This window comes from Paenibacillus sp. MER 180 (assembly GCF_023713665.1).
GTDB classification, from domain to species: domain Bacteria; phylum Bacillota; class Bacilli; order Paenibacillales; family Paenibacillaceae; genus Paenibacillus_B; species Paenibacillus_B suaedae.
The window spans coordinates 123793-137474 of the sequence record NZ_JAMAVT010000014.1; the positions used below are offsets into that span (position 1 = coordinate 123793).

The window sequence follows — 13682 nt, forward strand, 5'->3', positions numbered from 1 at the left end:
CTACTTCAGGAGGTTGAGACATGGCGCTATATACCGTTTCCTATGCAGAGAGCGATCTCGAGCAAGCCGCACTAGAATGGTTTGAAGAACTGAACTACGACAAGGCCTATGGTCCGGATATTTCCCCTGAAGGGGAATATCCGGAACGACAGTATTATCAGGATGTCATCTTGGAAGATCGGCTTTACAATGCACTCATTCGCATTAATAAGCATGTACCGCGAGAAGCCATAGAGGAAGCGGTGCGGTTCATTATGATTCCGCGAAGCCCAAGTCTGTTAATTAACAACAAAGCATTTCAGAAAATGATCACCGATGGCATTGATGTACAATATCGTAACGCTGACGGAGATTACCCAACGGTGAAAGTTTGGATTTTCGATACTCATCCCGATCGAATTCATAACAATGACTTTCTCGTTGTTAATCAGTTTACGGTCATTGAACATCAGACTGAGAAGCGGCCGGACATCGTTGTATTCGTCAACGGATTGCCGCTTGCTGTCATCGAGCTGAAGAGCGCCTCCAATGAAGAAGTCGGGATCAGCGACGCTTACAATCAAGTACAGACATACAAGCATGCGATACCTTCGCTATTTACCTACAACTCTTTTATGGTTATTAGCGATGGAGTGAATGCGAGAGTCGGGACGCTGACAGCAGATGAGGATCGATTCATGATGTGGCGGACGATTGACGGGAAGGATGTTGCCGCATCCTCCATTCCACAATTGGAAGTATTAATAAAAGGTATGTTCGAGAAGCAGCGGCTGCTCGATATTATCAAGCACTTTGTCTTGTTCCAGACAGATGGTGAACATATCTACAAGATTGTAGCGGGATACCACCAGTATCATGCTACCAATAAGGCAATCGCTAGCACAGAGCGAGCGACGCTGCAAGCAGGGGATCGCAAGATCGGGGTCATCTGGCATACGCAAGGTTCGGGCAAAAGCTTGTCTATGGTCTTCTATGCAGGGAAACTCGTGCTTACCTTGGACAATCCTACAATCGTTGTCGTGACAGATCGTAACGACCTTGATGATCAGCTCTTCGCTACATTCAGCAAGTCGAAGGATCTGCTTAGGCAGGCCCCACAGCAGGCGAATGATCGGACACATCTACGGGAATTGTTATCGGTAGAGTCTGGGGGCATCATTTTTACGACTGTACATAAATTCACTCCAGAGGAAGGCGAAGCTGCTTATCCTGTCCTGACCGATCGACGAAATGTCATCGTTATCGCGGATGAAGCGCATCGTAGTCAATATGGATTCCATGCCGAAATGATAGGCAAAGACGATGAAGCGGCTGTTAAGTACGGCTATGCGAAATATATGCGCGATGCGCTGCCAAATGCATCTTATATTGGATATACGGGAACTCCGATTGAGTTAGCGGATAAAAATACGCCAGCTGTATTTGGCGACTATATCGATGTCTACGATATGACGCGTGCAGTCGAAGATGGCACAACGGTTAAAATTTACTATGAAAGCCGTATTGCTCGATTGGAGTTATCTGATGAAGAGCGTCCGCGGATTGATGATGACTACGAGGATATTACCGAGTATCAAGAATTCAGCCAGCAGGAGAAACTGAAGTCGAAGTGGGCGCGACTTGAAGCGTTAGCGGGTGCAGAGAAACGTGTCAATAAGGTAGCGAAAGATATCGTCACCCACTACGAGCAACGGCAAGGAGCGATGGCAGGCAAAGCGATGATTGCCGTCATGTCCCGGCGGATTGCAATTGATCTGTACAAAGCGATTATTGCGCTTCGTCCGGAATGGCATAGTAATGATGATAATGAAGGCAAGATTAAGATCGTCATGACAGGCAGCTCCAGTGATCCGGACGATTGGCAGCCGTTCATTGGGAACAAGCGCCGCCGTGAGCGCTTGGCAAAACGGATGAAGGACTTGAACGACCCTCTCCAGATTGTCATCGTCCGCGATATGTGGCTGACTGGCTTCGATGTTCCGAGCATGAATGCGATGTACATCGACAAGCCAATGAAGGGGCATAATCTGATGCAGGCCATCGCTCGCGTCAACCGGGTATTCCGTAATAAACCGGGCGGACTTATCGTCGATTATATCGGTATTGCGGATAATTTGAAATCGGCATTGCAGCAATATACCGAGAATGATCGCAAGACCGCAGGCATTGACACAGATCAGGCTGTTGATTATCTGGTAGAAAGAATCCAGTTAATTCGTGAGTTATTATATGGTCACAACTATACGAAGTTTGCATCGGAGAAAGCTTCGGAACGGATGCAGGCGATCGTGGAGACAGTCGACTACGTTCTTGGTCTAGGCAAAGAAGGCAAGCGTAATTTCCTGAATTGGACAGTAGAGTTGGCGCACTCTTATGCGCTCTGTGCTACGACAGAAGCGGCGGAGCAATTGAATGTGGAAATCAGCTTCTATAAGGCAGTCAAGGCTGGAATCGTGAAGTTGATTACACCTGAGAACAAAAGGAAGACTACCAGCGAACTGGATGCCCAGTTGAATCAGTTGATTTCGAAGTCAGTTATTTCGGAAGAAGTCGTAGATATATTGGAAGTGGTAGGCTTACAAAAGCCGAATATCGCGATATTATCCAATGAGTTTTTGGAGCATGTAAAAGGCTTAAAGCAGAAGAACCTGGCTGTTGAACTTTTACGACGCCTGCTTCAAGGTAAGGTGAAAGCTGTTTCCCGCACCAGTGTTGTTCAGTCTCGCAAATTCTCTGAGATGCTAGATGAAGCGATTCGAAAATATAACAATCGTACAATCGAGACGACTCAGGTGATCGAAGAGTTGATCCGGATGGCGAAAGAGATGAATGCAGCCGTCAAGCGTGGCGAAGATCTTGGTCTGATTAAGGAAGAGCTTGCGTTCTATGATGCGCTTGCTTCCAATGAATCGGCGAAGCAGATGATGGGTGACATCGTGCTGAAGCAGATTGCGCATGAGCTGACACAAGCGATTAAGAGCAATATTAAGGTGGACTGGACATTGCGTGAGAATGTCCGGGCACAGATGAGAGTAATCGTTAAGCGATTATTGAAAAAATACGGATACCCGCCAGATCTTGAACAAATAGCAATCGATCTCGTAATTGAGCAAGCGGAAGTAATGGGGAAGTCTGAAATTTAGATCCTATATAATGTATCTTTAAAAAAGAGTCAATTATTTTTTCTTGTTATTTTCAGGAGTGTTGTAATAGATGATTTATCTAATATTCGATACAAATGTCCTATTGTGCAATAAGTATCGTGATTATTCACAATTTGTATTTCATTCAAATTATGAAAACATAAGGGGAAAGATTGAACGTCTTGAGTTAGAAGATGAATTTCAAATATTAATTCCAGAAATGTCGGTTGGTGAAATTTTCCAAAGACAACTTGAATCATTCAATGAGGGCCTTAATAGACTTAAGGAAGATTATGATTCATGTAAACAACTTTATGGGTTGGATTTGTTTATTAAAGATAATTTTGATTATCGTTCTATATTAGAAGCACGAAAAGAGGAATATTTATCAAGATATAATATCAACTTATTACCTATATGTGGAGAAAATAGATTTAGTTCCATTGTAAGAAGAGCTTTAAATAAACTAGCTCCATTTTCAGGTTTGAAAGGGAATTCGGATAAAGGTTTTAAGGATACTGTAATATGGGAATCCATATTAGAATTTGCAGAGCAGAACAAGGGGAATTTTATTTTTATCACACATGATAAAGGCTTTTCTGAACACTTGATAGGGGAATTTCAAGAGGCAACAGGCCAATGCATTGAAATAATAAATAAAGATGAGATTCGTAAAGTGCATGAGAAAATAGAGCTATTTTCTAACGAACAAACAATACTAGTTAAATTACAACTAGTCAAGCAAAAGTTGTATGCTAGTAATCTGTTCAATGATTTTTTGTGTTTTCTTAAAAATGAATTATTTACTTCTATAGAAGTAAATAATTTGAAATGCAATGTCAGTGAACTACATTTAAATGAAGAAATTATTGATCTAAATGAATCGGATGAAGACAGATATAGATTTAAAATAAAAGGTAACATGGCGGTAAATATCTTATCACCTATAATATTATTTGAGCTGGATATTTTATTGTCAGTTTTTAAAGATAGTCTTGATCCATTATATTTTGAAATGGAAGGTATTGAAGGATGGTTGTCTACTTCTGGTGATCAACTGTTATTAAATGTGAGTGAGTTTAAATATGAGCCGCCACAGTTTGATTATGACAGTTACATGGATGAAACAATTGAGGACATACCGAGAAAAGCAGAAGTGCGTGAAGAAAAAAATGAGTTAAATAAATATATTAAAGAAACAGAAAAGGAGGATCTTCCTACCAAGTTCTTTAATGAAGGTTCAATTAAAAAAAATATATTCTCCCAATATTACGATAGCTATTATCGAATACTTTCAATTAATGGTATAGATTCTGAAAAAGAAACCATCGAATCATTAATACAAGTATTAAATAAGAACGCAACAGTTGACTGGCTTGAATTTGAAAGTAAAATCTCAAGGATGAGAGTATCAATTAAGACTTTTCTTAAAAGGAATAGTGTACCAGTAACAACTATAGATTCAATCACACAGCAAATATTAGAGCAAGTGAAAAGGGATTATAAAGCGTTTCAGGAGATTGACATGATCTACTAATTTTCTTAGTCATACAAATATGAATAAATGAACAATCATTCTCAAATATATAATGCATAGTTTAAGAGAGGAGGATACATGACTTCCTATGTCATCACTATTTGCATTTTTGGGTGAGGTGAGCGAGGAGCTCCATGCAGTAGCTGTACAAGCAGAGGCGGATGTGTGGAGCAATCCGCGCGCGACTCTTACCCAGGGCAGATTATTTAGCGAGGAAATGGCGACGACGGTGTCCAAGCAGGAGAAAGTTGAACCTGTTTATTTTATAAAACCTAGCGAACGTGTGCAATTGTTAGCTCGCAAAGATATCATTTCGGATGAAATGAAAGAGAGTTTCGATTGGTTGCGCAGGAATGGAAATATAGCTGCTCATGATGTGAAGCCCGTGCCTCCGGATCTGGCCTTAACCGCCCATCGACATTTATTCACGTTAGCTTTATGGTATGTGGAATCTTATGGGCCGTTAGAGATTGAACTTCCGACTTATATTATGCCTAACATGCCTTCGAGTCCTGCAAATGCACAGGTAGTACCAAGGCTTGAAGTGAGCGAGCAGCTGGAGCAGTTATTGAGTGCACAGTTGGAATCGAAAATCTTACCCACGATTACGGAGCAGTTCAAGCATTTGCATGCGACGATTAGTCAAGTGGCGGGGATGAATGCTCCTGTCTCTACAGAAGCATCGTCACCTAAGGTAGAAACTACAAACATGGTAGCATCCGTGGATACGTCGCCGCAGGAAATGAATGTTGTTGTTGATGTTGTTGAGAGTGTGGAAGCAGCTATCCCTGTGGAGGAGCAGATGCCAGAACAACCAACAAACAACGGGGGAAGCGAAAAGGCAGAAGTGGGCGACTACCTCTCCTCTCAAGGACTTACCGTAGTTGATAAAAGGCCTAATGGAGGCGCGATGTGGATTATCGGCGGCTGGGAGTTGAAGGAAAGGTTGTTCTCTCTCAAGCCGCAGGGGATCTTTTTCAAGTATGCCAAGAACGGAAGTCAGTCCACGAAGCGGAGGCCTGCCTGGTTCATGATGGGGAAGAATCCGAGCCAATTGCGCTGGGTTAGTATCCCCGATGAAGAGAGAAGCAAGGAAGAAATAGCCGTTACGGAAGAAACTGTTGTTGATACCGTTACTCCTTCGATGGGGTCTGTTGCAGTAGAGTACACAGAATGTGAAGGGGCTAATAGTCAGGAACAACATTCGGTTGTGAACGCGGTAGAGGCTGGGACGCCAGTACAGGTTAGAGATCAGATTGAGGAGAATCAGGAAGAGCCATCAGAATTGAAGTCTGGGGAAAAGCAAAGTATGCAGGTTCCATCTCAAGTACAGTCCGATGAACAGTTGAAGTTACAAAACGTAGCTGCGTTTCAAGAGGCAACTGCTCATATAGTAGAAGCTCAAGTTCAGTCTGCTCAAGACGGAGAGGTCGCGGACGAAGAGAGAGTGGAGATACGTAAGTCTTTTCTCAACAAGGAACTGATTTTTCCAGCGTCAATGGTTGATATGGGACTTGATGATCTGCCGATTAACGGTTGTGCGAGCCTGATTCAATACCTGAAGGAGGATTGCAACGTAACGGCGATTCACGAGCTTCCGGAGGATCTCTCGAATTTGACGGACAAGATTAGTGGTGTCGGGCCAAAGACCATTGATCGCTTCGTCAAGCAATTGGAGGATGCGATTGCAGAAGAGAAGCGACTCATCGGTTCAGGCAAGCGTAAGGCACAGGTTATAGGTGCATACCGTGAACTTAAGAAGAGGTTAGGACGTCGACCGGCTTATATGGAGCTGCATCAGCTTGGAAAGGCAGATAGTCAGGAGTATCGGCAGCTGTTCGATTCCTACTATACGTTCTTGCTGCAAGCGGGCGAGCTTGCCAAGGAAGAAGCGGGAACGGCAAAGAGATATGGGGATTGGCTAAAAGAAGTAGAAAACACCATTATTCGCAAGAGCTATAAGATGGTACTGTTGCTTGCGATGTTGGAACGAGGCGCGAACGATTGGATGAAGCCGATTACGGCTGAAGAAGCTGCCCCATTGTTTTATAACTATTATATGAGTGACGCAGACCGTAAACAGATTGACTTCTCGGATAATGAAACGCAAAAGCTATGGGATGCTCCGGTGGAACGCACTGCCCAGCTTATCGCTCGCATGCCGATGACCCACTGGGCGAAGGGCAATAAGCTAATTCGTTTGTCAGATGGATCTTTCGAGATACGTGTACCCGCGAAGGAAACAGATCGGGAACGATTGTATGCGTGGACAAGAGAAATTTGCGAGTACCGATTGCACTGGTATTTTGAGCGAAAAGCTGCTGTATCAACTATAGATTCAGAGTAGAAATAATCATTATGGGAACAAACAAAGCGGACTTCATTAAGAGAAGTTCGCTCTTTCTTTTTCAAGAGAACCGCAATAAGGTGAATTTATTAAGCTGGAAAGGAACTGGATGCGCGATGGGAGATATAAAATTATTTCGACTTGTAAGTAATGGGGTAGAAGAACTAAGCGGATATACAGTAACAGTAGAAAAATCCTTGCAAACATTGATGGAAAGAAACCTGGAGGCGTTATTGGGTATTCGATTCCTAGCTTCGGAATATTCTACCGGCAAGAAACACCGGGGAAGAATCGACACACTTGGCATTGATGAGAATAACTCGCCAGTTATTATTGAGTACAAGCGGTCTACGAATGAAAATGTAATTAACCAAGGTTTGTATTATTTGGATTGGCTGATGGATCATCAGGCGGACTTTATGGTACTGGTTATGAACCGTTTGGGTCATGAAGTAGCTCAGTCCATTGATTGGAGTGCTCCAAGACTTCTATGCGTGGCTGGCGGATTTACGAAGTACGATGAGCATGCCGTACAACAGATTAATCGCAATATTGAATTATATACATATAAGCGTTATGGAGACGAGTTGCTGCTGCTGGATTTAGTAAATGCAACAACTGCACTGACAGAGAATGATCACGATAAATCATCAAGCGCGAAGGCGACAAATTCTTATAAAACAGTATCCGATTACCTCGAACAGGCAAGCGAGGAGATGACAGACCGCTTTGAAACGTTGCGAGCTTTCATGATGGCGCTTGGCGATGATGTACAGATGAACACGCTAAAAAATTATTTTGCGTTTAAGCGAATTAAAAATTTTGCTTGCGTAGAAATTCATCCGCAGACGAAGTGTATTTCCGTCTATGTAAAGGTGAATCCGGATACGATACAATTGGAATCTTCCTTCACTAGAGACGTACGCCAAATTGGTCACTACGGTACTGGAGATTTAGAGATTACGATCATGAATGACGATCAGTTGGAGCGGGCGAAGGAGCTTATTCAGCGAAGTTATGAATTGAGTTAGATTATAGGTGAAATCTGTAAGATTAAAATCGTCATTTTATTTCGAATAGCTTAGATTCAAGTGAAAACTCATAATTCAAATGAAACGAACCGAAATATTAATATATACAGGAAAAATAACGGATTTCTCGATAGTGTTGGATCCGGGAGATCAACGTCATCCGGAGAATGCTCTAACGTTAGAGAAAGAAGGCTGTCCCTTTTCGACGCTGCCATCTTGGCCGCATTTTTTATCGTTGGCACCTTTGATACAACTGTCCCTTTCTAATAAAACACGCCGTTAATTTATCAATAATTTTGTATAATTCCGCATAATCTTTCGGAGTTATATCATTTTATACATATTAAACATGTGCTAAAATTTCCACGTTAAAGACGTTATAACGTCTAATCTGGGGTTTTTATTCAGATCCCAGTATGAGTTTTGTAACGTTTACAATTCATAGGGGGTCGACATCATGTTTAAAAAGTTACAGAACAAGCTTATGTTAATTTTTGCAGTATTGCTGGTTTCCTCCTTGGTCATTCTGCAATTGACAACTAACTTGCAGATGACGACCAGCTTTAAAGAAGAGCTGGACGAGTTAGGAAGCGAAGAAGCGGAGGCCTTAATGCAAGTTACGGATTTGCGTCTAAATAATTATGCAAATGATATTTTGCATTTTAGTGAAAATCCGGAGATCAAAGACATTGTAAAAAACAGAGACAAGCTAACTCCTAACATGATTCAAGTGATGAAATCTTATACAAAAATCAACCCTGAGATATCGGCTATTTATATGGGGAACTCATCGAAGCAGATGTTTGATCCCGAGTCTAATGTATACAAAGAAGATTATGATCCCCATACTCGGCTGTGGTATAAATTGGCTAACGATGATAAGGATAAAGTGAAATTCAGCCCTCCGTATAAGGATAGTGTCAGTCAGAAAATGAAAATAGCGATCTCTAAGGCTGTTGTGGAAAACAACAAGGTTCTCGGGGTTATTTCGCTTGATGTGAACCTGGAACAATTGACAAAGCAAATCAGTGAAACGAATGTAGGATATAATGGGTTTGGATTTATTTTGGATGCAGAAGGAAACTCGGTAGTACTGCCGGATACAGAAGATGCAGCCGGGAAAAATCAGCGGGAAAGATCATATGTTGACGAAATTTACACTTCAAATGAGAGTGCAGGAAAGGTCAGCTACACGGATAAAGGCGAAGCGGAAGTTCTGTATTATAGGACGTCCGGTCTTACAGGGTGGAAAATCGGTGCTGTCTATCAAGAAGACGAACTGTTAAAGCTCACGAATCATATTAAATACATGAACATCATCATAACCTTGTGCGCCATCGTCGTTTCAAATATTATTGTCTACTTTGTCGCCCGCTTCTTTACGAAGCCGATCGTTCAATTGACGAAGCAGGTGCAGCTAATGGCTGATGGAGACTTGACCGTGGAAGGGAAGGTAAGTTCGAAGGACGAGATTGGCCAATTAACAGGCCACTTTAATCATATGGTACAAAGCATGCGGGAAGTCTTGTCCCGCGTGATTGGTTCCTCTGAACAGCTCACGGAGTCGGCTGAAAATCTGAGTGCCGTATCGGAAGAAACAAAAGCGGCAAGCGAAGAAATTGCCCACGCCATGTCGGATGTCGCGCAAGGTTCTGCCGAAAGCGCAACAAATCTGGATCATATGCAGGAGGTCACAAGCAAGCTGGACTCGCAGTTTAGATCGGTGGAAGAAACGATGTCCTCCATGCAGGCGAAGTCAAACCAGACGCAGCAGGCAAGCATCGATGGAAGAGAGACGTTGGCTGTGCTGCAAGCGCGTTCCGATGAATCGTTCCGTGAAATTCAATCGATCGAACAAGTATTGAACCTGCTCGTGACCAAAATCAACGACATTCAGGCTGTGGCCGAAATGATCAAAGCGATTTCAGCTCAAACCAATCTGCTTGCTTTAAATGCGTCGATCGAAGCGGCCAGAGCGGGAGAGGCTGGCAAGGGATTTTCGGTCGTGGCCACAGAAGTGCGTAAGCTTGCAGAACAATCCGCTAGTTCGACAGAGCAAATTAGCAGCACCATTCAGGGCATTATAGAAGAGGCTGCGAATGCCACCCGGGCGATGAGCCGGACAAAGGAAATCACCTCGGAACAAAATGTGGCCGTGCAGTCGACAGAGATTGCATTTACAAGCATTCAAAGCTTGATGCAGCAAGTGATCGAGGCGATTATGGAAATGTCGGACAAAATACAGACGGCGTCCGAGCTGAAAGAAAACGTGGTTCAGTCCATCGTAAATCTGTCCGCGATCTCGGAGGAATCCGCAGCCGCCGCGGAAGAAGTCAGCGCTTCGACGCAGGATCAGTTGAAAGCAATTGATACGGTCTCGCAGTCGGCGGAAGATTTAAGCCGGTCCAGCAGCGAATTGGAATTGCTAGTGAAGAAATTTAAAATATAAGCTATCATTGTGATGTTACGCGGCGGTATGCTGGGATCTTCTATGAACCCAGCTACAGCCGTTTTTATTTGGGTAGTCTTAAGCATAAAGTTGGTTGAATGGATATGATTAGAAAAACATGAGATAGAATGGTTGGCAGCGTATTGACAAGGTCATTCATACTGGGGGATAGTAAATAAAAGGAAATATTTTCTTGACATTGAATGTTGATTATAATCTGCAAAGTGGTGATCCAATGCCCCGTTATCAATATGTATCCCCTATCTATCGCAAAAGCAGAAAAAAATTCGCATTAATAGATACAAACGGGAATCGAGTAGGGGAAATTCGAAGGCACTATAATAGTACGCTCCATTATGTTGTTGATACTATTTTTAGTGATTACTTGATCAATGCTGAAGTTTTTGATAACGAAGGAAGGTCAATGAGTAAGGCGGTTGAAGTTTGGTCGCTCCAGACAATGATTAGGTCGGAATGGAACGTGGATTCTAAACATTTCGGAAGATTTGTGCTGAAAGATAAAACAAGGGTCAAACCAAATCCTAGTATGGAGTTCGTGATTGATAATAAGGTTTACTTATTAAAAAAGGACTTCATGGATCGAACCACTAAGTTAACATGCTCATCTGAATCTGACAGATACATAGCTTTGATTACTTACAATAAGGTTATACCTCCTCGGACGATTACGATCGAGCTTTTAGACGATGAAGTGGACGTTTATACTTTAGCGTGTATCTACTATTTATTTTCGTTGAGAGATTATACGTGACAGCCCTGAAAGCTTATTTATACAAACGAACACCTTCTGGTGTAGGATTGGCGAGAGCCCACCCCACACCATCTTAGGTCTATACACTGTTTTCTTCATACCTTGCCAGTGCCATGGCGGCCGTCTCGCGCATGCGCTTCTGCAGGTATGCGCTATCCTTCACACGGACGCGCTTGCCGAGAAAGCGTATCTTGGACAAGAGGAACTCATGCTCATTCCACGGCAGCAGGATTCGAATCTGGTAGCTGCGCTGTTCCTCATCGTACATCACCTCCGTCTCGAAGCAGGAGAAGGCATACAAGATGCGCGACAGCTCGCGGTTATATTCACGGATGACCTCAATCACAACCTCAGATTTGCGACGATCGCGCAAGCGGGCAAGCTTTGCTAGAATGTACTCCGCTTCCGCAGGCGGGATCGATTCTGCCGTCAATGATGTAATATTGCGCAGCTTGGTGTTCATGAGACCACGGTGCTGACGATGGTACCAGAGCAGGTACCATTCTCGCTTAATAATGGAATACTCTAATTTATATGGAAGGCCCTCATGCTCCTCGTTGATGCGACCGCCCTTGATTGCGTAGCTGATGCGTATCCCTGTTCCGGAAGAGATGTACCTGCGGAGCGGCCGCAGCATCGGATGATAGACATGCTTTTCCTTGCTTTTGGCCTTCTCAATAAGATTATGGGAGGTATCCATGAGGTTCTCTGAAGACAGGATTTCATGTAATTTGGTTATCGTATCTTCCGAGAAGGCCTCGCTCGCTGCTGGATGCGCGAGCATCGTCTTCAACCATGCCCGTTCATGGGAGGTGACCACGAATGTACCTGCATCTTCGAGTCGGGATAGAATTTGATAGCCAAAGATTTTCTCAAATGGGTTCATAGTAAGCAGCAATCTCCTTCCATTCCTCTATCAGCTCACGGCGTAGATGTCTGGGTTCAAGCACTTCGCAGCTCGATCCGAAGCTGCGCAGCCAAGGCTTAATCTCCATAATTCCATTCACCGTAATTTCGTATAGGAAGGATTGATCATCTTCCTCAACAATTTCCCCCCACTGCCCTTGCAGCAGTACCCGCTGCTTAATGAAGTCCGGTTCTCCTGGGCGAGGACTGAAGAAGCGGGCACGCACCTTCACGGGCCGTCCGGTATCGATAAGCCAGCTGTACTGAAGCTTCTCCATGAGCGCCGCTGTCTTCATCTGAAATACGTCCTCGGATACATCCTCCACTTCTTCAATGTGGGTCATGCCCTCCATGCGGAACTTGCGGATACCCTCTCTATCGCTGCTAAGCATATACCATCTTCCATATTGATGGTCATATACAATCTTTAAGGGCAGAGCCTTATGCCAAGTTCCTACGCCTTCCCTCTCGAAGCGCGGATTCGTCTGCTGCGCGGCATAGCTCTTCTCTGCCTTGGGCGTGAAGTATTGGAATTGCACTCTGCATCGCTTGTTGATCGCGCCTAATAAGGTAAACAGATGGGCCTCATCCAATATGCGAAAATGATAGTGATATTTATATAAAAAGGTGTCAGTAAGATATTGCCCCTCATGATCAAGCAGCAATTGCTTCTTCAAGCTGTCCCGCAGCAAATAGCCATGGACAGAAGGCACTTGCGTGTTCGCCATTACATCCACGAAATCGTATAAATCAAGCAGCTCCTCATCCGATAGTTGCTGTATGAGCTCATCGTTCAAGCGATAGCGATATGGACGGGATGCATTCGCTTTGCGTATGACGCCAACCGACTCCAAATATTTCAGGTCGCTTCGAATTGTCTTCTCATCGGGCATCGGCAGCTCTTCCGGCGTTCTGCCGCAGCATTCATCCATAAGCTCCATAGCGGACATAGATTGCTCCTGAAGCGCCTCCAAAATAGTCGATATCCGAACCGATTCGGATTCCTTCAATGACTTGGCTCGAAACAAGAACAATAGGGCAGGATCGGATGAATCGTCATTACGTTGATGAACAGCTTCTGCCAGCTCCATTTCTGAGGCATGCTTAGATTGTACCTCTGAGGCAGCGGCAACTTCTTTCAAGCGTCGAGCCGTTTTGTCCAATGTATGTACGGAAATGCCCAGCCGATCTGCAAGCTGCTGTCTATTGAACGCCCCTCTCATCAGCATGAGCGTGCGCAAATACTGAATCTCCTTATCGAAACTCTCCTTAGCCACGTCGAATCTCCTTCCTCCCAAGTAACCCATGCAGTTCTCTTTTATTGTATCAGGTAAACATTTGCGGAAGCACGAAATAATCTCGGTAGGTCGTAATACTTTCGCCATGTTCGCAAAACCGGAAATAAGAGATGATGAATGCACAAAGCAATGCGTATCCGTTCAACGGTTAGGGAATGGCTAAAATGCTGGAAACCCTAAGTACCATGCGTTGAAGGAT

At 43.8% G+C, this 13682-nt stretch carries 8 protein-coding genes; 6 read left to right on the forward strand and 2 right to left on the reverse strand.

The genetic code is table 11. The features are described from left to right. Nucleotides 1-20 precede the first annotated feature (20 nt). From M3661_RS21625 to M3661_RS31070, 6 genes are all read left to right on the forward strand, one after another. Nucleotides 21-3143 carry a type I restriction endonuclease subunit R gene (locus tag M3661_RS21625; RefSeq protein ID WP_251488481.1) on the forward strand — a complete coding sequence of 1041 codons (3123 nt, stop codon included), beginning with the start codon at nucleotides 21-23 and terminating at the stop codon, nucleotides 3141-3143. A gap of 70 nt (nucleotides 3144-3213) precedes the next feature. Then, nucleotides 3214-4680 (forward strand): PIN domain-containing protein, encoded by a 1467-nt coding sequence (locus M3661_RS21630; RefSeq protein WP_251488483.1) that lies wholly within the window; start codon nucleotides 3214-3216, stop codon nucleotides 4678-4680. 88 nt (nucleotides 4681-4768) lie between these two features. Next, nucleotides 4769-7027 (forward strand): DUF4145 domain-containing protein, encoded by a 2259-nt coding sequence (locus tag M3661_RS21635; protein ID WP_251488485.1) that lies wholly within the window; start codon nucleotides 4769-4771, stop codon nucleotides 7025-7027. Nucleotides 7028-7143: 116 nt separating this feature from the next. Beyond that, nucleotides 7144-8058 carry a DUF5655 domain-containing protein gene (locus M3661_RS21640; RefSeq protein WP_251488561.1) on the forward strand — a complete coding sequence of 305 codons (915 nt, stop codon included), beginning with the start codon at nucleotides 7144-7146 and terminating at the stop codon, nucleotides 8056-8058. Nucleotides 8059-8515: 457 nt separating this feature from the next. Then, nucleotides 8516-10507, forward strand: a complete 1992-nt coding sequence (locus M3661_RS21645; RefSeq protein WP_251488487.1) for a methyl-accepting chemotaxis protein — start codon at nucleotides 8516-8518, stop codon at nucleotides 10505-10507. 235 nt (nucleotides 10508-10742) lie between these two features. Further along, the gene (locus tag M3661_RS31070) at nucleotides 10743-11279 is read left to right on the forward strand and encodes a tubby C-terminal domain-like protein (protein WP_483874664.1); all 537 of its coding nucleotides are present in this window, start codon (nucleotides 10743-10745) and stop codon (nucleotides 11277-11279) included. Between the two features lie 79 nt (nucleotides 11280-11358). On the opposite strand, the gene M3661_RS21650 is transcribed toward M3661_RS31070, so the two are convergent. Both M3661_RS21650 and M3661_RS21655 read right to left on the reverse strand, forming a co-directional pair. After that, nucleotides 11359-12165 (reverse strand): WYL domain-containing protein, encoded by an 807-nt coding sequence (locus tag M3661_RS21650; protein ID WP_251488489.1) that lies wholly within the window; start codon nucleotides 12163-12165, stop codon nucleotides 11359-11361. Then, nucleotides 12152-13462, reverse strand: a complete 1311-nt coding sequence (locus M3661_RS21655) for a helix-turn-helix transcriptional regulator (RefSeq protein ID WP_065290068.1) — start codon at nucleotides 13460-13462, stop codon at nucleotides 12152-12154. The genes M3661_RS21650 and M3661_RS21655 overlap by 14 nt, the downstream gene beginning before the upstream one ends. Nucleotides 13463-13682 lie beyond the last annotated feature (220 nt).